The sequence below is a fragment of the Kribbella sp. NBC_01510 genome, assembly GCF_045040325.1.
Lineage (GTDB): Bacteria > Actinomycetota > Actinomycetes > Propionibacteriales > Kribbellaceae > Kribbella.
This window is the reverse complement of the sequence record NZ_CP109418.1, coordinates 4,066,989-4,086,148: the sequence shown is the minus strand read 5'-3', so window position 1 is coordinate 4,086,148 and position 19,160 is coordinate 4,066,989. Positions and strand designations below refer to the sequence as shown.

Annotated in this window: 18 protein-coding genes; 8 read left to right on the top strand and 10 right to left on the bottom strand. The window is 69.0% G+C overall.

Annotation, left to right across the window (positions count from 1 at the left end; all coding sequences use genetic code 11):
* The first annotated feature begins 52 nt into the window (after window positions 1–52).
* Window positions 53–3,766, top strand: a complete 3,714-nt coding sequence (locus tag OG558_RS20385) for an endo-alpha-N-acetylgalactosaminidase family protein (protein WP_405071669.1) — start codon at window positions 53–55, stop codon at window positions 3,764–3,766.
* A gap of 403 nt (window positions 3,767–4,169) precedes the next feature.
* On the opposite strand, the gene OG558_RS20380 is transcribed toward OG558_RS20385, so the two are convergent.
* The 6 genes from OG558_RS20380 to hppD form a co-directional block, all read right to left on the bottom strand.
* Complete coding sequence (locus tag OG558_RS20380; protein WP_405071668.1) at window positions 4,170–5,417, bottom strand: ATP-binding protein; 1,248 nt, start codon at window positions 5,415–5,417, stop codon at window positions 4,170–4,172.
* 2 nt (window positions 5,418–5,419) lie between these two features.
* Window positions 5,420–6,085 carry a two-component system response regulator CseB gene (gene cseB, locus OG558_RS20375; RefSeq protein ID WP_405071667.1) on the bottom strand — a complete coding sequence of 222 codons (666 nt, stop codon included), beginning with the start codon at window positions 6,083–6,085 and terminating at the stop codon, window positions 5,420–5,422.
* 49 nt (window positions 6,086–6,134) lie between these two features.
* Window positions 6,135–6,761, bottom strand: coding sequence for a hypothetical protein (locus OG558_RS20370; protein WP_405071666.1), 627 nt, complete (start codon window positions 6,759–6,761; stop codon window positions 6,135–6,137).
* A gap of 138 nt (window positions 6,762–6,899) precedes the next feature.
* Entirely contained in the window at window positions 6,900–8,276 is a 1,377-nt protein-coding gene (locus OG558_RS20365; protein ID WP_405071665.1) for an FAD-binding oxidoreductase, read from the bottom strand.
* Between the two features lie 97 nt (window positions 8,277–8,373).
* Window positions 8,374–8,847, bottom strand: a complete 474-nt coding sequence (locus OG558_RS20360) for a hypothetical protein (protein WP_405071664.1) — start codon at window positions 8,845–8,847, stop codon at window positions 8,374–8,376.
* A 149-nt stretch (window positions 8,848–8,996) separates the two neighbouring features.
* Window positions 8,997–10,199: a 4-hydroxyphenylpyruvate dioxygenase gene (gene hppD / locus OG558_RS20355; protein WP_405071663.1), complete on the bottom strand. Its 1,203-nt coding sequence runs from the start codon at window positions 10,197–10,199 to the stop codon at window positions 8,997–8,999.
* 148 nt (window positions 10,200–10,347) lie between these two features.
* Here hppD and OG558_RS20350 point away from each other — a divergent pair, with 148 nt between their 5' ends.
* Window positions 10,348–10,818 (top strand): Lrp/AsnC family transcriptional regulator, encoded by a 471-nt coding sequence (locus OG558_RS20350; RefSeq protein WP_328523403.1) that lies wholly within the window; start codon window positions 10,348–10,350, stop codon window positions 10,816–10,818.
* On the opposite strand, the gene OG558_RS20345 is transcribed toward OG558_RS20350, so the two are convergent.
* Window positions 10,815–11,459: an IclR family transcriptional regulator gene (locus OG558_RS20345; protein ID WP_132150562.1), complete on the bottom strand. Its 645-nt coding sequence runs from the start codon at window positions 11,457–11,459 to the stop codon at window positions 10,815–10,817. The two genes, OG558_RS20350 and OG558_RS20345, sit on opposite strands and share 4 nt — an antisense overlap.
* A 55-nt stretch (window positions 11,460–11,514) precedes the next feature.
* On the opposite strand from OG558_RS20345, the gene OG558_RS20340 reads away from it, so the two are divergent.
* On the top strand, window positions 11,515–12,270 hold the full coding sequence (locus tag OG558_RS20340) for a hypothetical protein (RefSeq protein WP_405071662.1): 756 nt from the start codon (window positions 11,515–11,517) through the stop codon (window positions 12,268–12,270).
* 8 nt (window positions 12,271–12,278) lie between these two features.
* On the opposite strand, the gene OG558_RS20335 is transcribed toward OG558_RS20340, so the two are convergent.
* Both OG558_RS20335 and OG558_RS20330 read right to left on the bottom strand, forming a co-directional pair.
* On the bottom strand, window positions 12,279–13,511 hold the full coding sequence (locus OG558_RS20335) for an MFS transporter (RefSeq protein ID WP_405071661.1): 1,233 nt from the start codon (window positions 13,509–13,511) through the stop codon (window positions 12,279–12,281).
* Window positions 13,512–13,540: 29 nt separating this feature from the next.
* Window positions 13,541–14,302: a phytanoyl-CoA dioxygenase family protein gene (locus tag OG558_RS20330; RefSeq protein WP_405071660.1), complete on the bottom strand. Its 762-nt coding sequence runs from the start codon at window positions 14,300–14,302 to the stop codon at window positions 13,541–13,543.
* 116 nt (window positions 14,303–14,418) lie between these two features.
* Between OG558_RS20330 and OG558_RS20325 the strand changes: the two genes are divergently transcribed.
* Both OG558_RS20325 and OG558_RS20320 read left to right on the top strand, forming a co-directional pair.
* Window positions 14,419–15,063, top strand: coding sequence for a helix-turn-helix domain-containing protein (locus OG558_RS20325; protein WP_405071659.1), 645 nt, complete (start codon window positions 14,419–14,421; stop codon window positions 15,061–15,063).
* 14 nt (window positions 15,064–15,077) lie between these two features.
* Window positions 15,078–15,623, top strand: coding sequence for an NUDIX hydrolase family protein (locus OG558_RS20320; protein ID WP_405071658.1), 546 nt, complete (start codon window positions 15,078–15,080; stop codon window positions 15,621–15,623).
* A gap of 13 nt (window positions 15,624–15,636) precedes the next feature.
* On the opposite strand, the gene OG558_RS20315 is transcribed toward OG558_RS20320, so the two are convergent.
* Window positions 15,637–16,365: an SDR family oxidoreductase gene (locus OG558_RS20315; protein WP_405071657.1), complete on the bottom strand. Its 729-nt coding sequence runs from the start codon at window positions 16,363–16,365 to the stop codon at window positions 15,637–15,639.
* A 101-nt stretch (window positions 16,366–16,466) separates the two neighbouring features.
* Between OG558_RS20315 and OG558_RS20310 the strand changes: the two genes are divergently transcribed.
* From OG558_RS20310 to OG558_RS20300, 3 genes are all read left to right on the top strand, one after another.
* Window positions 16,467–17,306, top strand: a complete 840-nt coding sequence (locus tag OG558_RS20310; RefSeq protein WP_405071656.1) for a helix-turn-helix transcriptional regulator — start codon at window positions 16,467–16,469, stop codon at window positions 17,304–17,306.
* 67 nt (window positions 17,307–17,373) lie between these two features.
* The gene (locus OG558_RS20305; protein ID WP_405071655.1) at window positions 17,374–18,381 is read left to right on the top strand and encodes an ABC transporter ATP-binding protein; all 1,008 of its coding nucleotides are present in this window, start codon (window positions 17,374–17,376) and stop codon (window positions 18,379–18,381) included.
* Entirely contained in the window at window positions 18,378–19,124 is a 747-nt protein-coding gene (locus tag OG558_RS20300) for a hypothetical protein (protein WP_405071654.1), read from the top strand. The genes OG558_RS20305 and OG558_RS20300 overlap by 4 nt, the downstream gene beginning before the upstream one ends.
* The last annotated feature ends 36 nt before the right edge of the window (window positions 19,125–19,160 follow it).

The following is a 19,160-nucleotide window of genomic DNA, read 5'->3' as shown; positions in this document are numbered from 1 at the left end:
GAACTTTCTGCGCATGAAACGTTCAGTGGGGTGCGGAGTACTGACTGTAGCGATGGCTGCCGGCGTGTTGAGCGTGCCTGTGGGTGCGCACGCCGCCGGCGATCTGACGCTTCGGTCGAACGACTTGACGGTCACTGTCGGGGCCGACTTCCCGCGGGTGATCAAGTACGTCGACAACGGCTCCGGTCAGGCCCTCGGCGGCCAGCCAGATGCGATCTCGACGGTCACCATCGACGGAGTGGCCCGGACGGCGCACCTGTCCGCGCCACCCACGGTCAGTGGCGGGCGAGCGTCGTACCACTTGGTTTTCGACGCGCTGCCCGGCGTGGAGCTGGATGCGAGCCTGAGCGTGAGTGGCCGGGTGACGACGTTCGCTATCGACGCGGTCCGCGACACCGAGACCAGCCGCGTGCACACCATCGACATCCCTGACCAGGACCTGGTGTCCGTCGCGAGTACGGACGCTGGGGCGACCACCGCCTTCACCACACTGGACCCCGACTCCACCCGGACCGCGGACAAGATCACGCCCGTCACCGCGGCGACCCCGGCCGAGCCGTCCGCGACGGGAGCGGCGTACGCGTTCGTGAACACCAGCGGCCTGGCCGCCGGCATCGAGTCGAACTCCGTCTACGACAAACCCTCCGGCCAGTCCGTCGACGACGGCGCCCGGTTCTGGCACCAAGCCCGCAAGACCGCCGACGGCAGCACTCGTGTCGGCGTGTGGAGCGGTCAGTGGACCTACCGCGCCGACACCTCGCCGTACACCGAGCCGTTGCCCTGGGCAAAGGTCGTGGTGACGCCGGACGCGAACCAGGACAAGACCGTCGACTGGCAGGACGGCGCGATCGCGTTCCGCTCGATCATGACCGAGCCGCAAGGCGGCGACCAGGTCAAGGACCGGGTCGTCACGCACATCCCGTTCAACTTCGCCAGCCAGGCGACTCACCCGTTCCTGCGGACGCTCGACGACGTCAAGCGGATCTCGCTGTCCACCGACGGCCTCGGCCAGCTGGCCATCCTCAAGGGGTACGGCGCCGAGGGCCACGACTCGGCTCACCCGGACTACGGCGGCAACTACAACACCCGCGCCGGCGGCCTGACCGACCTGAACACGCTGCTGAAGCAGGGCAAGTCCTGGAACGCCGCCTTCGGCGTCCACGTGAACGCGACCGAGTCCTACCCGGAGGCCAACGCGTTCAGCGAGGACCTGGTCGACAAGAACTCCAAGGGTTGGAACTGGCTGAACCAGAGCTACTACATCAAGCAGCGCCCCGACCTTGCCACCGGCAACATCGTCAAGCGGTTCCAGCAACTCCGCGACGAGACCGACAAGAACCTGCAAGAGCTCTACATCGACGTGTACTACCAGTCGGGCTGGCTCGCCGACGGCCTGACCCGGCAGCTGGCCGGCCAGGGCTGGCAGATCGCGACCGAGTGGGCCGACCGGCACGAGCGCACTTCGCTGTGGTCGCACTGGGCCAACGACCTCGACTACGGCGGTCCGACGAACAAGGGCCTGAACAGCCAGATCATCCGGTTCGTCCGCAACCACGAGAAGGACGTCTGGAACAACGACCCGATCCTCGGCCAGTCCGCCATCGTCGAGTTCGAGGGCTGGACCGGCGAGACCGACTGGAACGCCTTCTACGCCAACATCTGGCAGCGGAACCTGCCGGCGAAGTTCCTCCAGCAGCAGAAGATCACCGACTGGAACAGCAACGACATCACCTTCACCGGCGGCGTCCGCGGCGCGGTCGAGAACGGCAAGCGGACCGTGTACGCCGGTGCCGCGAAGGTGCTCGACGGTGACAAGTACCTGCTGCCCTGGGACAACAACAAGAAGCTCTACCACTACAACCCGGCCGGCGGCCGGACGACGTGGCAGCTCCCGGCGGCCTTCGCGGGCGTACCGAAGTTCTCGGTCTACAAGCTGACCGACACCGGCCGGGTCAAGGTCGCGTCCGCACCTGTGCACAACGGCGCGATCAGTCTCGACGCGACCGCCGGCCAGCCGTACGTGATCTACCCGGACGCGGCGCCGTCACCGCGGAGCGCGAACTGGGGTGACAGCACGCACCTGAAGGATCCCGGCTTCAATGCCGGCGAACTCGCCGCATGGAACGCCACCGGCGGCGCGACGATCGACACGCTGGCGAACGGCCAGCACGTCGCATCGCTCGGCAGCAAGACCTCGTCGCTGCGCCAGCGGATCACTGGCCTCACCGCCGGCCGTACCTACAGTGCCTCGGCCTGGATCGAGGTCGAACCGGGCAAGTCCCGACCGACCATGCTGACGGCAGACGGCGTACACAACGTGGTGACGAGATCGACCGCCCAGAACATGGTTGCCTCCGACGACAAACAGGGCGCCTACTACCAGCGAGCCCGCGTCGTCTTCGACGCCAAGGGCGACAGTGCCGACCTCAGCATCAGCGCGGCCGCCGGTGCCGCCAAGGTTCGCATCGACGACGTCCGCGTGGTGGAGACGAAGCGTCCGGCCGTAGGACTTGTCGACGACTTCGAGAACGTCGACCAGGGCTGGGGACCGTTCGTGAAGGGCGATGCCGGTGGGGTCACCGACCCACGGACCGTGCTCGCTCGCAAGCATGCGCCGTACACGCAGGCCGGCTGGAACGGGAAGCTCGTCGACGACGTCCTCGACGGCGAGTGGTCGCTCAAGTCCCATGAGGAGAACCAAGGGCTCGTCTATCGAACCGCACCGTGGACGGTGAACTTCCAGCCCGGCCACAAGTACAAGGTCAGCTTCGACTACGCCAGCGGTCGGGCCGGCCAGTACGCGTGGGTCCAGGGGGTTGACCGTCCCGACTCGGTCGAGGTCAAGTCCACGCCGATCGGCGAGCAGCGGACGAAGGCGGCCTTCAGCCAGGAGTTCGTGGCCGGATGCGGCGGCGACTACTGGGTCGGCCTGCGCAAACTGTCCGACGGCGGTGACCAGGCGGACTTCATCATGGACAACTTCGCCGTCACCGACCTCGGCACGACGTCGGAGCCGGCCGACTGCACTTCGGTCGCGGTGTCCGGTGTGACCGGTCTCGTCTCCGGTGAGGCGAACACGGTCGTCGCTACCTTCACCAACAACGATGTCGTTGCCGCAGACAACGTCACGCTGGGGCTGACTGCTCCGGACGGCTGGACCGTCGCGGCGACTACTCCGGCCACCCACGCGACTGTTGCCCCCGGCGCCAGTGTGACGACCAAGTGGGACGTGACCCCACCAGCCGGCACGCCGGAAGGCAAGTACGTGCTGACGGCAACAGGTGGTCAGTCGACGATCAGTGCCGAGGCGACCGTGCTGCCGCCAGGCATCGTGCCGCAGTCCCGGATCACGGTGGCGGACGTGAGCAGTGAGGACGTCGCCACGGGCGGTGCGGCGACGTCGGCTCTCGACGGAAACCCAAGCACACTGTGGCATTCGGCGTGGTCGGAGGTGCCGACGCCGGCGACCTTCCCGCACCACATCACGCTCGACCTCGGATCGACGTACCAGGTCGACGGGTTCAGCTACCTGCCGCGGCAGAGCGGGACGAACGGGATGTTCAAGGGCTACGAGCTCTACGTCAGCGCCGACGGCCAGGACTGGGGTACGCCGGTCGCGACCGGTGAGTTCCCGAACTCGACGGCGACGCAACGGCTGGACTTCGCCGCCAAACCCGGACGGTTCGTGAAGTTCGTCGGCACCAGCTCACTCAACGGCGCGGTCTTCGGATCGGCCGCGGAACTCAACGTCTACGGCACCCACTAACCGGGACCCCGGACACCAACTGGGGACCTGAGACAGGATGTTTCGGCTCTCCTGCTGGATGTGTGGGCGAGGTGAGTGAGGTCGGCCGGGGTGCAGCTCGACAGGAGGTGCCGGTCCAGGACTGCTGGTCGGGCAAGGCTTTCACGCCTGGCCCGACCGGCCCGGCCGGGGCCGGGGCGGACACCTCCTGTCGAGCTGCACACCCAGCCCCCGTCCGCATCCCCGCTGCCACCACACCCGACCAGCTTGCACCGGCGGGCAGGGTCCGAGGTCCCCACTACCTGTCCGAGGTCACGGGCACGACCAGCCGCTCTCCTCACGAGCGAGCCGCGTCACTTGGTGAGGTCACCGAGGCCGCGGCGCTCGCGGTCTTGGCGGCGCGGTCGCGTCGCGGATAGTTGTGTCACGACTCCGTCTCAGGTCCTGCCGGCAGGACGAGTCGGGCCAGCGCACCACCACCACCGGCGGACGCGCCAAAGGTCAGCTCGGCCCCGAGCACCTTGGCGTGACCGGCCGCGATGGTCAGGCCGAGGCCGTGCCCGACGCCGCGCTCGGCCATCCCGGACCGGAACCGACGCGGGCCTTCGGCAATCAACTCCTCCGGGTAACCGTTGCCGTGGTCAACCACCTCGACGGTCCGGCCGGTGACCGTGACCTCGACCGGCGGTGCACCGTGACGCAGCCCGTTGACGATCAGGTTGGCCAGGATCCGCTCGACCCGGCGCGAGTCCGTGGACACCGTGACGTCGGGACCGAGCTGATGCACCACCACGCAGTCCGGCGGAAGCGCCTGCTGCATCCGCAGCCGGCCGACCGCGGACCCGACGAAAGCTCCGAGGCCGACCAGCTCGAGGTCGGCCTGCTCCACACCGGAGTCGAACCGGGCGATCTCCAGCAGGTCCTCGACCAGGCGGCGCAGCACCTTGGCCCGGTCCCGGACCAGCTCGCTCGGCCGCCCCGCGGGCAGCAACTCGGCCGCGGTGGTCAGCCCGGTGACCGGAGTCCGCAGGTCGTGCGCGACGTCGGCGGTGAACCGCCGTTCGGCCTCCAGCTGACCACGCAATGAGCTGGCCATCGTGTCCAGCGCGGCGGCCAGCGACTGCACCTCGTCCTTGCCCTTGCCGACCGCCTCGGCCGCCGACGCGTCCAGATCGCCGGCCGCGATCCGGCGCGCCGTCCCGGCCACGGCGACGATCCGCCTGGACAGGCTGCCGGCCAGGATCACGCTGACCAGGGCGACCAGCGCCACCGTCCCGAACCCGCCGAGCACGAGCGCCTGCTGCAGCGCCTTCATCGAGTCGTCGCTGGTCTCGTAGTCCTGCTCGATCGAGAGGATCTTGCCGTCCTTGACCCCGACTGCGGCCCACATCTTCGCGCGCGGCGACCCGGTCTTGAACGTCGCCCGCTTGCCCTCCAGCACCGCCTCGCGCAACTGCGGCGGCAGATCGGGGTCGTCCAGCTTCGCCCCGAGCACCGGGACGTCGTTGGTGTCATAGTTCTGAGCCGCGAGCTGGATCCGCTCGTCCGCGAAACTGCGTGTGCGGTCCAGCCGGGCCGACTGTGCCTGGGTGTAGACCGCGACACACAGCACGAGAATCGCGAGCGCCGAGACCAGCAGGAAGATCAGCCCGAGCTTGCCACGGAGACCCACTCCTAGGCCCTGAGCTTGTATCCGAATCCGCGGACCGTTTCGATCCGGTCCGCGCCGATCTTGGTCCGCAGCCGTTGCAGGTGGACGTCGACCAGGCGGCCGTCGCCACCCCACTCGTAGTCCCAGACCCGCTGCAACAGGGTGGAGCGACTCAGCACCACACCCGGGTTGTTGGCGAACTCGATCAGCAGCTTGAGCTCGGTCGGTGTGAGCTGGACGGTCGACCCACCACGCCGTACCTCCAGGGCCTCGCGGTCCAGCTCGAGGTCGCCGAACGACTCCACGCCCGAGCCGGCCGCCGGCGTCGGTCGCTCCGGATCGGACACCGCCCGCCGCATCACCGCCCGAAGCCGGGCCACCAGGACCTGGGTGTCGAACGGTTTGGTCACGTAGTGGTCCGCGCCGGCCTCCAGCCCGAGTACGACGTCGAGCGCGTCTCCGCGGGCGGACACCATCACGATCGGGACCGTGCTGGTCTCCCGGACCCGGCGGCACACCGAGATCCCGTCCAGCCCGGGCAGCATGATGTCGAGCATCACGACGTCGGGATGGATCTTCTCGAATCGTTCGATCGCTTCCAGGCCGTCCTCGGCCGTGGTCACGTCGTACCCGTGGCGTTCGAGGGTCAGTTGGGTCGCCTCACGGATCACCGCGTCGTCCTCGACCATGAGAATGCGCGCTGCCGGTTCTTCCGGTACCACCGAACTTCAGTCTCCCTTATTGGTCGGTCGAGCTCACCTTGGCCATCTGACGGCCGTCCCAACGGTAGACCTCGATCCGCCCGCCCGACGGGCAACAGACCTTGTCGTCGATCGTGAAGATCTTCGACTCGACGACCAACTCACCCTGCGGGCTGGCGTTGACCGTCGGCAGATCGGCTTTCAGGCTCCAGATCGGTCGCGGGCCCGAGGGCTCGACGGCGATCAGGAAGAAACCGAAGACGAAATTCTCCAGGGTGTGGATGAAGACGATCTGCTGAGGAGTACCGCTGTGCATAACATCAACGGTCTTACCCCGGCTGAGGCAACGCGGAATCACCGTACATTTCTCTAGCACGCTCCGCGCGTACTGCGGCAGGTGCTTGTCGGCGAGCAGCTTGACCCGGACCTGGGCCAGGTCGACGGCCACCTCCGGTGTCAGCTTGAGCTCGGGTTGCACACCGTTGGTGCCCAGGGCGATGGACGGCGTCGAACTGGCCGGGGGCGCCTCGGCCCCCTCGACCCGCAGGCCGCCGCCGTTCGCGCAGGCGGACAGGACGGTCAGGGCGACGAAGGCTGCGACGGCAGGGATCGCGGTACGGCGTAGCGCGGCAGGCCACCGACGCCCCGAAGGCCGCGTGCGCATAGGGCGCCTCCTACCCTGCCTCATCGATCCCCCGGGAGATTCAGACAACTACCTTCCATAGTGCGGGCCGCACGTCACAGCCGACGGCCATGGACGTCGAATGGCCTCGGCAGTTCCGTTGCGGTTGAGTCACAGCCGCTAGCCGGCCACGACCTTGCCGGGATTCAGGATGTTCTTCGGGTCCAGGGCGGCCTTGATCGCGCGGTGGACGTCGATCGCGACCGGGCCGATCTCCTCGACCAGCCAGGTCCGTTTCAGGACGCCGACACCGTGCTCACCGGTGATCGTGCCGCCGAGCTCGAGCCCGATCTCCATCACCCGGTCGAACGCCTGCTGTGCCCGCGCGGCCTGGTCGGCGTCGGTCTGGTCGAAGACCACCGTCGGGTGCATGTTGCCGTCACCGGCGTGCCCGAGCACCCCGATCGTGATGTCCAGCTCGGCCGACAACTGCTCGATCCGGCCGATGAAGTCGGCCAGCCGGGACCGGGGCACGGCGACGTCGTCGATCATCGTCGTCCCGAGTTGCTCGAGTGCGGTCAGCGCCGCCCGCCGGCCCTCGAGCAGCAGCTCGCCCTCGGCGTCGTCCTCCGCCTCGATGCACTCCAGCGCACCGTGGTCGCGGCACAGCTTCGCCACCGCGGCGACGTCGGCCGCGCCGGCCTCGCCACCCGCGTCGGACTGCGCGATCAGCATCGCCGCGGCCTCGTCCGGCAGATCCATCCGCTTGTACTTGTTCACGGCGCGGATCGTGGTCCGGTCCATGATCTCCAGCAGGCTCAGCGAGACACCGCTGCGAATGATCTCGAGGATCGCCTCGCCCGCCACGACACCGGAGCCGAACAGCGCCGCCATCGTCCGTGGTTTCGCCGCCTGCGGACGCAACGCGAGCGTCGCCTCGGTGATGATGCCGAGCGTCCCCTCGCTGCCCACGATCAGCTTGGCCAGGTCGTACCCGGCGACGCCCTTCACGGTCTTGCGGCCGGTCCGCAGCACCCGGCCGTCCGCGAGTACGACCTCCAGGCCGAGCACATAGTCCGTGGTCACGCCGTACTTCACGCAGCACAGGCCGCCGGAGTTCGTCGACAGGTTGCCGCCGATCGAGCAGAACTCCCAGCTGGACGGGTCCGGCGGGTAGAACAGCCCGTGCTCGGCGACGGCCCGGGACAGTACGGCGTTGTAGACGCCGGGCTGAGTGACGACGTACCGGTCGACCGGCTCGATCGCCAGCACCTTGTCCATCTTCTCCAGCGAGATCACGATGCAGGCGTCGAGCGCGTTCGCCGCCCCGGACAGCCCGGACCGGGCACCCTGCGGCACCACCGGTACGCCGGCCTCCGCCGCGATCTTCACCGCCGCCTGCACATGCGCGGTCTCCCGGGCCAGTACGACGGCGAGCGGCATCCCGGCCGGGCAGAACATCGCCCGGTCGTACCGGTAACTCTCCATCCGGTCCGGATCCGTCACCAGCGCCTCGGGAGGCAACGCCTGGCGCAGTTGCTCGACAACGTCACTCATACTGCGAGCCTAGTAGCTGCCTCCGACGTGACGCGCCAGTAACGGTGTCCGCTTCCGGAAGAATCACCCCACGCGTCACCCCATCGGGTGAGCGGGCTCAGCGGGTGCGCTTGGTGGCGTTCTCCGAGATCTCCTCGTAGCCGCCGCCGTAGTTGTGGAACTCGCGACCGATCGCGGCGAAGGTGACAGCGCCGTCGGTCGACTTGACCTTGGGAGTCCGGCAGGTGCGTTGGCCCTGGATCACCGCGCCGTTGCCGCCGCTGCTGTCACAGCTGAGCACGCGACCACTGTTGGCGCCGCCGTACTGGACCAGGAAGGCGTTGGCCTTCGCGTTGGCCACCACCGGCGACGCCATGGTGATCTCGGCCCAGTACTGCGAACAGCTGTCCCGGACCAGCCGGACCGTGCCCCAACTGGGCGGTCTCTGATCACGCAGCATCGGCGCTGACGCAATGGATCTCGCGCCCGAACAGCTCGCGGCTTCGGCCGCCTGGGCCGGTGTCGCGGCGAGGGCGATCGCGCCCACCCCGGCCAGGCCCACGGTGCTGAGCAGAATGCCCAGAGTCTTCATGACGGAACCCTTCCTGAGCATGCGCCCCGACGCACACTCAGGAAGGCACACTACGCGAACAGCCCCTGCCCGGACAGTCAATCCGGTAATCGGACGACGACACGCCGTGTGCAGTTGCTGTCGGCAAGGTTCATGGCGGCTGCGAACCCTTAAAGGTTGCCCCGGCGCTCTTGTTCGCGCTCGATCGCCTCGAACAGGGCCTTGAAGTTGCCCTTGCCGAAGCCGAGCGAGCCGTGCCGCTCGATCAGTTCGTAGAAGACGGTCGGGCGGTCGCCGACCGGCGCGGTGAAGATCTGCAACAGATAGCCGTCCTCGTCGCGGTCGACCAGGATGCCGCGGGACTGCAGGTCCTCGATCGGCACCCGCACCTGGCCGATCCGGGCCCGCAGCTCCGGGTCCTGGTAGTACGAGTCCGGCGTGTTGAGGAACTCGACCCCGTTCGCCCGCATGATGTCGACCGTCCGCAGGATGTCGTTGGTGGCGAGCGCGATGTGCTGGGCGCCGGCGCCGTCGTAGAACTCGAGGAACTCGTCGATCTGCGACTTCTTCTTCGCGATGGCCGGCTCGTTCAGCGGGAACTTCACCCGGTGGTTGCCGTTGGCGACGACCTTGCTCATCAGCGCGGAGTAGTCGGTAGCGATGTCGTCGCCGATGAACTCGGCCATGTTCACGAAGCCCATGACCTTGTTGTAGAAACCGACCCACTCGTCCATCTTGCCGAGCTCGACGTTGCCGACGACGTGGTCGACCGCCTGGAACAGCCGCTTCGGGTGCCCCTCCGGCCGGGTCACCTGCGTGGTCGCCGCGACGAAGCCGGGCAGGTACGGCCCGTCGTACTTGCTCCGGTCGACCAGCGTGTGCCGGGTGTCGCCGTACGCCGCGATCGCGGCCCGGCGGATCGTGCCGTGCTCGTCGGAGACGTCGTTCGGCTCCTCCAGTACGACGGCGCCCTGCTTGCGGGCGTGCTCGATGCACTTGTCCACGTCCGGCACCTCGAGCGCGAGGTCGGCCACGCCGTCACCGTGCTTGCGGTGGTGCTCGAGCAGCGGGCTCTTCGGGCTGACGCCGCCGGTGATGACGAACCGGGCCGAGCCGGCCTTCAGGACGAACGCCTTGCTGTCCTTGCTGCCCGTCTCGGGGCCGGAGTACGCGACCAGGTCCATCCCGAAGGCGAGCTGGTAGTACTTCGCGGTCTGGGTGGCGTTGCCGACCACGAAGACCACCGCGTCCATCGCGGTGACCGGGAACGGGTCGGTGCTCTCGTCGTACGGCACCAGGCCGACGAGCTGCTTCAGCTGGTCGAGGTCGAGATCGGCGTCGAGCTCTGCGGGGGTGAGGTCGGTGCTGGTCATCGTGATCCTCCCGGTTCGGATGCGTGCACCGAGCCTCGTGGTGGGGAGGCAGGTTGCGCAACAGTTCCTTGTTCTACTGCGCAGGTTGTTCAGTATGCTGGGGTGACTGCTGGACTATTTGGTCAGCCTGACCACTGCGGGAGGTGCCATGTCGGTGGATGCGCTGGACGCCCGGATCCTGGGGCTGTTCGCGGCCGAGCCGCGGGTCGGCGTACTCGAGGCGTCGCGGCGGCTCGGGGTCGCGCGCGGCACTGTGCAGGCCAGGCTCGACCGGCTGCAGCGTGACGGTGTCGTCCGCGGGTGGGGGCCGGACATCGACACGACCGCGATCGGCTATCCGGTGACGGCGTTCGCGACGCTGCAGATCGAGCAGGGCTCGGGCCACACGGCCGTGGCCGCGGCGCTGGCCCGGATCCCGGAGGTGCTCGAAGTGCACACGATCACCGGCGCCGAGGACCTGTGGTGCCGGATCGTCGCCCGCTCGAACGCGGACCTCCAGCGGGTGATCGACCAGGTCGTCATCGTCCGCGGCATCCAGCGAGCATCCACAGTGATCGCGCTGGCCGAACAGATCCCCCACCGGGTGCTGCCCCTGGTCGAGGCGGCGACGAAGAACTAAGCGAGACGCTTGGCGACCTCTACGGCCGCGCGGGCGACGCGGGGGCCGACGAAGTCGCGGTCGAGTTTGCCGAGGACGACGACGCCGATCGAGGCTTCGACGCCCGGTACGCCGAGGACCGGGGACGACACGCCCTGCGCGCCGGCCTGCAACTCCCCCGACGTGACCACGAACGGCCGCCCGGCCGGGTCGGGTTTGCGGCGTCCGGCCAGGATCGCTTTGCCGGCCGCGCCCTGGTCGAGGGCATGCCGCGAGCCCATCCGGTAGGAGACGTGGAAGTCGGTCCAGCTCGGCTCGATCACCGCGATCGCGAGCGCCTCGTCGCCATCGGCCACGGTCAGATGAGCCGTCGCACCGGTGTCCTCCGCGAGTGATCGCAGCACCGGCAGCGCTGCGTCACGGAGCGTTGGCTGAACGCGACGGCTGTAGTGCAACACAGCCAGACCGAGGCGCGCCCGGCCTTCACTGTCACGGCGGACCAGGCGGTGCAGCTCGAGGGTGTTCACCAGGCGGTAGACGACGGTCCGGCTGACTCCCAGCGCGGCTGCCAGTTCGGTGATCGAGAGACCGTCCGGAGCGTCCGCCAGCAACTCGAGGACAGTGAGTCCCCGGTCGAGCGTCTGAGAGGTCTCCGCGGGCACCTCCGAAGAGTATCCGTTTTTCGGGCGCGGCCCGATGGCCCCGTATCTTGCTGCCGTGCGAAATTACTGGGCGCTCCTCCCCGCCGTCGCCGTGATCGTGGTGCTGATCCTGGTCTATGCCGTTCCGACCCTGATCAATCCGCAGTGGACCAGCTCGATCCTGGCGCTGTTCCGCCAGCACCCGGTGGACCCGCAGGCGACCCAGGTCGAGGCTCAGCGGGCGGCCGGCGTGCTCGGCCCGCAGCAGATCAGGTCGCGGCGGATGCTCGCCGCCGCGATGGTGGTCGGCGCGGTCGCCCTGATCGGTTTCAACGTGTCCCTGAACCGGGAAGCGAACGGCTGCCACATCGCGGCCCGGGCGTTCGGCGCGGTCGAGGGCGATGGCAAGGACGCCAAGGACCCGTGCATCAACATGATCTTCGGCAGCTTCTTCGGCGACGGCACCGGGACGACCGAGGAGACGAAGCCGCAGCCGGTTCTGTCGTACCAGCTGGTCCGGAAGAAGCACCCGACCTACCTCCAGTGGATCCAGAACGCGCCGGACTACAAGGAGGCCGACCTGCTCATCGGGACCAGCCTCGAGTGCAACGGGGACCTGCGGGTCGAGGAGGGCGACGACAAGATCTCCGTGCTGGTCGACAGCGACTCGCCGTGCCCGCCCGCGACCGAGGTCGAGCTCACCGCGATCAAGCTGAAGAAGCCGCTCGGCGACCGCAAGATCGTCACCGTCGACGACCAGCCGATGCAGCAGATCGACCCGGACGTCGACTCCTGGCCGACCGTGCTGAAGAAGCTGGTGACCGGCGGCTAGGGTTTGTCCTAGCTCAACGCACGGACCTGTGAGTCGTACTCGCGGAAGGGCCGGTTGCGGGCCAGCAGGATGAGCAGGCCGACGATGCAGACGGTCGCGCCGCCGAGCAGCGCGATCGTCGGGGTGGTGAGGGACGCCGCCGTACCCGCGACGAAGTCACCCAGGCGCGGTCCGCCGGCCACCACCACGATGAAGACACCCTGCAACCGCCCACGCATGGCGTCCGGAGCGGCGGACTGCAGGATGGTGTTGCGGTACGCCGAACTCACCATGTCGGCCGCTCCCGACAACGCGAGCAGCCCGACACCCAGCCAGGTCGTGCGCGACAGACCGAACAGCCCGACCGCCGCGGCGTATACCGTGATCGCGACGACGATCGCGACGCCCTGACGACGCACCCGGCTCACCCAGCCGGAGAACAGCACTCCGACCAGCGCGCCGAGCGCCGGAGCCGCCTGCAGGACACCGACCGTACGAACGCCGCCGGCGAAGAACGCGCCCGCCACGGCCGGGAACAACGCGCGGGGCTGGGCGAACACCATCGCGAGGATGTCCGCGAGGAACGTCGCCAGCAGCGCCGGCGCCGCCCGCAGGAACGTGAACCCCTCGAGCACCGACCGCAGCCCGGCCCGCCGGACCAGTCCCGTCGGCGGCACCGGCGGCAACCGGAACAGTGCGTACAGGGCCGCGGTGAACGTGATGACGTCGACCAGGTACGCCGCGGCGAACCCGTGCCAGGCGATCACCGCCGCACCGAGCAGCGGCCCGGCGGTGAAGCCCAGGTTGAACGCGGCCTGGCTGAGCGTGTTGGCGGCCGGCAGCAGCTCGGGCCGGATCAGCCGCGGGATGATCGCGGACCGGGCCGGGTTGTTCACCGCGAAGCACGCCGACTGGCAGGCCACGACGGCGTACAGGATCCACACCTGGTTCCAGTGCAGCTGCGACTGCAGCACCAGGATCATCGAGAGCAGCCACAGTCCGGATGACGAGACGAGCGCGAGGGTACGCCGGTCGATCGCGTCGGCCATCGCCCCGCCGTACAGGCCGAAGACGATCAGCGGCACCAGTGCGCACAACCCGACCAGCCCGACCGCGAACGTGGAGTGCGACAGCGCGTACACCTGGATCGACACGGTCACCGCGGTCATCTGCTGGCCGAGCTGCGACACCGTCGACCCGACCCACAACCGCCGGAAGTCCGCTGACTCCTTCAGCGGGCGGATGTCAGTCAGCAGCGGCACTCTGACAACTTATGTCATAGCGTGAAGTATCAGACCCGCGGGAAGTGGTCGTCATCGAACGGTTCGCCTACGGTCAGGCGGAGACCGTCGGTGACGACGTGGCCGACACCGGTGTACGTGGTGGCCGCGTCGATGTAGATGGCGACGTGGGCGATGCGCGGATCGTCGGTGAGGTTCGGCGTCGCGGAGTGGGCCAGGTAGGCGTTGTGGAAGGTGCAGTCCCCTGCCCGCAGGGGGATCGTCAGCCGCTCCTCCCAGCGCAGGTCGGGCGCGGCCCGGAACATGTCGTCCCGATCGGCCAGATCCTGGCTGCGCAGATCCTGGTGGCGCTGCGAGCCGGGGATGAACGTCATGCACCCGCGCTCCACCGGTACATCGACCAGCGCGACCCACGCCGACAGCGAGGCCCGCGACCCGGCGTGCGGCCAGTACGGCGCGTCCTGGTGGAACTCGGTCGCCGCGCCGTTGTGCGGCGGTTTGATCAACAGCTGGTCGTGCCAGATCCGCACCGGCACCCCGGCCAGCGCGGTGGCGGCCGCGGCGAGCCGCGGGTCGAGGGTGAGCTCCCGCAGTACGGCGTCGTCCCGCCAGACGTTGACGTGCTGCTTGAAGATCGGCGACCCGTTCGCGTAGTCGTCCGCCGACGCGCTCGCCGCGATCGCGGCGTCGCGGAACCGGGCCGCCTCCTCGGTGCTGATGATGTTCCGGATCCGGACCACGCCGTCGCGACGATAGGCCGAAATGGTCTCTTCATCCAGTACGGCGGGTGCCGTAGGGTCGGTCGTGGTCATCGGTGTGCTCCTCGAAATCCGTTGCCGGGAAGGTCCTTCCAGCCTGCGGTGTACCGGCCGTGGATGACAGGCAGTGGTTGACCAAGACTTGACCGATCTTGACCTGTGAGGTGCGCGTGCACAACGTTCTGAGCAGCGAGGTGTTCCCCGACCAGCGTCTCCCGGTCGCCGGTGAGCGGCTCGAGCTGGTCGCCGACGTCGCGCCGCACAGCCACGCGTTCTTCGAGATCGCGGTCGTCGTCGCGGGCCGGGGTACGCACGTCTCGGCCGCCGGCGAGGTGGCGCTCCAGCCCGACTCGGTCGTCGTGCTGCGGCCGGGCGAGTGGCACGGGTACACCGACTGCGCCGGGCTGGTGGTGCGCAACGCGTATCTCGGTCCGGACGTCTTCGGGCTGCTGTCCGGCGCCCTGGTGCCCGGCGGACGAGCGTCGTACCCGGCCCATCCGGCGGTCCAGCAGGCGATGCGCTTGCTGGAGGCAAGCATCGACGAGCCGTGGACGCTGGACCGGCTCGCCGCGCTCGTCAACCTCGCGCCCGGGTATCTGGTCCGCTTGTTCGGCCGGACTGCGGGGATCTCCCCGATGGCCTACCTGGACCGCCTCCGCGCCGAGCGGGCCGCGGGCCTGCTGATCGAGACCGAACTGCCGATCGCGACCGTCGGCGCGATGGTCGGCTGGCACGACCCGAGCCACGCCAGCCGCCGCTTCCGCGCCACCTTCGGCCTCAGCCCCTCCCGCTACCGCTCCACCTTCCGACCGTAGGCAAAGATGGGGCCATGACGTCGCTGCGTACGCCTGACCCGAACCCCGGCTGGCTGTCCGAGTTCGCGCTTGCCGAGACCCGCTCGCGGGTCCCGATCCTGTACGTCGAGGCCGTCCCGGCCCGCGTCGACACCTTCGGCCAGATCGAGCAGGTCGGGGTGCTGCTGCGCAGCTCGGCCGCAACCGGCGAGATCACCCGGACGCTGGTGTCCGGCCGCGTCCTGCACGGCGAGTCGATCCGCGACGCGCTCCAGCGCAACATCGAGAAGGACCTCGGCCCGGCAGCGTTCCCCCGGCTGCCGGTCAGCCTGGTGCCGGCCACGGTCGCCGAGTACCTCCCGTTCCCGGGCGTTTCACAACTGCACGATCCCCGCCAGCACGCGGTCGCGCTCGTGTACGTCGTACCGGTCACCGGCGAGTGCGACCCGCGCCAGGACGCGCTCGAGCTCACCTGGCTGACGCCGGCCGAGGCGCTCCAGCCGAGCCTGCTCGCCGACCTCGAGGGTGGCCGCGGGCAACTGCTCAAGCAGGCCCTGGCCTGGTCCGGCGCCATCGTCTAGTCTCGCGCGGGCGTCACCACGGCAGGCGGCCCGCTTCCGCGTGCACCTCGCCCGTCGCTCCGTCAAAGCCCAGGGTCGCCAGCCGGACCGCCACGGCGGCGCCCTCCGCAGGCGTGCGCGGCGCGTCCCAGCCACCCATGTCCGTCGCGCAGTTCCCGGGGTCGGCGGCGTTCACCAGGATCCCGGTAGCACGCAGCTCGTTGGCCAGCATCACCGTGACCATGTTCACCGCAGCCTTCGACGAGTTGTAGCCGAGCGTCAGTACGGTCGACATCCGCGACTCCGGATCCCCGACCTGCGCGAACGACGCCAGTGACGTCGACAGATTGACGATCCGCGCCTGCCCAGCCCGAGACAGCAGCGGCAACAGCGCCTGCGTCACCGAAACCAGACCGATCACGTTGGTCTCGAACGCCGACCGCAGTACGCCGGACTCCACTCGCGACACCGCGTCGTCGCCGGCCGGGATGATCGCGGCGTTGTTCACCAGTACGTCGAGGCGTCCGTACGTGTTCTCGATCTCCCTGGCCGCGGACCGCACCGACTGCTCGTCGGTCACCTCCAGCTGGATCCCGGTCGCATCGAGGCCCTCGGCAACCAGTTCCTTGGCGGCGGCCTCGCCGCGGGCCAGGTCTCGCGAGCCCATCAGCACGGTGAACCCGGCCTGCCCCAGCTGCCGTGCGATCTCCTTGCCGATGCCCTTGTTGGCGCCCGTGACGAGCGCGATCTTGTGCGTGGTCATGCGGTCCAGGCTGCTGCGGTCCGGCGTGCCGAGGCAGAGCGAGTTGAGCCTGGGATCGGCAGTCCCTGGTTGCGGTTGGCGACGGCTGCGATTCTGGGTTCATGGATCGGGGACAGCTCGCGGAGTTCCTCCGCCTCCGGCGGGAGGCGTTGCAGCCGGCCGATGTCGGTCTGCCGGCGGGCCTGCGGCGACGGACGCCGGGGCTGCGGCGGGAGGAGGTCGCGAGCCTCGCCACCATGTCGACCGACTACTACACCCGGCTCGAGCAGGGCCGCGGTCCACGCCCGTCCCGCGCGGTGCTGACCGGCCTGGCCCGCGCACTGCGGCTGTCCGACGACGAACGCGATCACCTGTTCCGGCTCGGCGGCGAGCAACCCGGTCCGCCTCCGGGTCCACCGGCCGACGTGCGGACCGGCGTACTGCGGATGCTGGCGCGGCTCGACGTACCAGGGCTGGTGCTGGACGCGAAGTACGACGTCCTCGCGTGGAATCCACTGGCGGCGGCGTTGATCACGGACTTCTCCGCCCTGTCGCCGCGGGATCGGAACCTTCTGCGCCTACGGTTCCTGACCGACCGGCAGACCCGACTGTTCGGCGAGGACGCGACCCGGGAGTTCGCGCGGGAGGCGGCCGCCGACCTGCGGGCCGCGACCAGCACCTACCCGGACGATCCGGCCATCGCCCGGCTGGTGACCGATCTGCTCGACGGCAGCGCGGAGTTCGCGGCGATCTGGGCGCGGCACGAGGTGGGCCGGCAGCAGACCCTGTGCCAGACGATCTTCCACTCGGAGGTCGGCCGGATCGACGTGATCTGCGAGGTCCTGGTCATCCCGGAGCGCGACCAACGGATCGTCCTCTACACCGCCGAGCCCGGCTCCCCCTCCGACGAGGCGCTCCGCCTGCTCGACGTCATCGGCACCCAATCGATGTCGCAAGGTTGACCATCCGCCGCTCGATCAGGTGATCGGCCCGCATGGTTAGGGACGTTGTGCCCTGACGATTCCGGGCGTGGCAGGGACGCTGGAAGGGAAGGTGGATCGGGCACGCGCCGAGAAGGGGGACATCCGCATGTACACGCTCGAGATTGAGCACGTCACCAAACGCTATGGCCACGAGGTGGTCGTCGACGACCTCTGCTTCAGCGTCCAGCCTGGACGGGTGACCGGCTTCCTCGGCCCCAACGGTGCCGGCAAGTCGACCACGATGAAGATCCTCCTCGACCTCGCCTCCGCCGACGCGGGGCGCGCCACGATCGGCGGCACCCGCTACCGCGAGCTGCACGAGCCGGCTCGCACCCTCGGAGTCGTCCTCGAGCCGAACGCGTTCCACCCCGGACGCAGCGGTCGCAACCACCTCCGGATCCTCGGCGACTGCATCGGCATCGCGCCGCCCCGCGTCGCCGAATCCCTGGACATGGTCGGCCTGGCAGACGCCGCCGACCGTCACGTCGGCGCCTACTCACTGGGGATGCGGCAACGGCTCGGGATCGCCGCCGCCCTGCTCGGCGACCCACCCGTCCTGGTGCTCGACGAGCCCGGCAACGGGCTCGACCCCCAGGGGATCCGCTGGCTGCGTGACCTGCTGCGAGCACGGGCGGCGGCCGGCGGCACGGTGTTCGTGTCCAGCCACCTTCTGTCCGAAGTCGAGCATCTCGCCGACGAGGTGGTCGTGATCAACCACGGTCGCCTGGTCGCCACCGGAGCCCTGTCAACGCTGCGAAAAGCGGGCGTCTCCGTGCACACGCCCGCACCAGTGCCGCTGACGCGCATCCTGGTCGACGCCGGCGCCACCGTGCGCGCCGCGAGCGAGGGGCGACTGGTCGTCCGCGGGCTGCCGATCACCGAGATCGGAGACCGCGCCTGCGCCGCCGGCATCGCGCTGCACGAACTGGCCCCCGAGGCCGGGTCCCTCGAGGAGCTGTTCCTCGACTGGACCGAGGACGACAAGCCGGGCGATGCGCCCGCAAACGTGCAGGACCTGCCGAAGGAGTCCCCAAGGGAGGTAGTACCGCTATGACATGGCTACGACTCGTCAGAGGCGAGCTCCGCAAGCTCACCACCACCAAGTTGCCGTGGGGGTTCCTCGCGGTCCTGGTCGTGATCGCCGGCATCAACGCAGCGGTCGTCATGTTCGGCACCGACATGGACGGCAGCAAACGGTTCATCGCCACCGCCACGGACCAGCAATCGCTGATGGCGTTCGCCTTCAACGCCATGATCGGTACCGCACTTTTCGGGGCCATCGCAGTGGCTCGAGAGTACGGACACAACACGGTCGTGCCGATGTTCCTGATGTCCCCGAGGCGGCCGCGGGCGGTCCTCGCCCAGCTGACCGCGGTTCTTCTGGGCGGCGGGGTGCTGGGGTTCGCCGGTCAGGCGCTCATCATTGCCGGGGTTGCCGCCGCGCTGCCGAGCACCCAGTACGGCTTCATGGTCGCGGCCGGTAACGTGACTCAACTCCTCGCCGCCTCAACCCTCGCCGGGGCTCTCGGTGCCGTTCTCGGCGCGGGACTCGGGGCCATCATCCGCAACCTCGGTGGCGCCGTCACCGCAGTCGTGCTGGTGCTGTTCATCCTCCCGCCGCTCATCGTCCAGCTCTTCAACAACGCCGCCTCCTGGATCCCGCCGACGCTCGGCGCCGTCATCTCAGGGGTCAGCACCGACGTCAACCTGTGGGCTGCCCTCGCGGTGCTCCTCGCCTGGGGACTTGTACCCGCGGCTCTCGGCCTCCTGGCCGTCCAACAACGCGACGTCGTCTAGCAACCCGCGCACCCCCGCCGGCTCCAGGATCGGGCT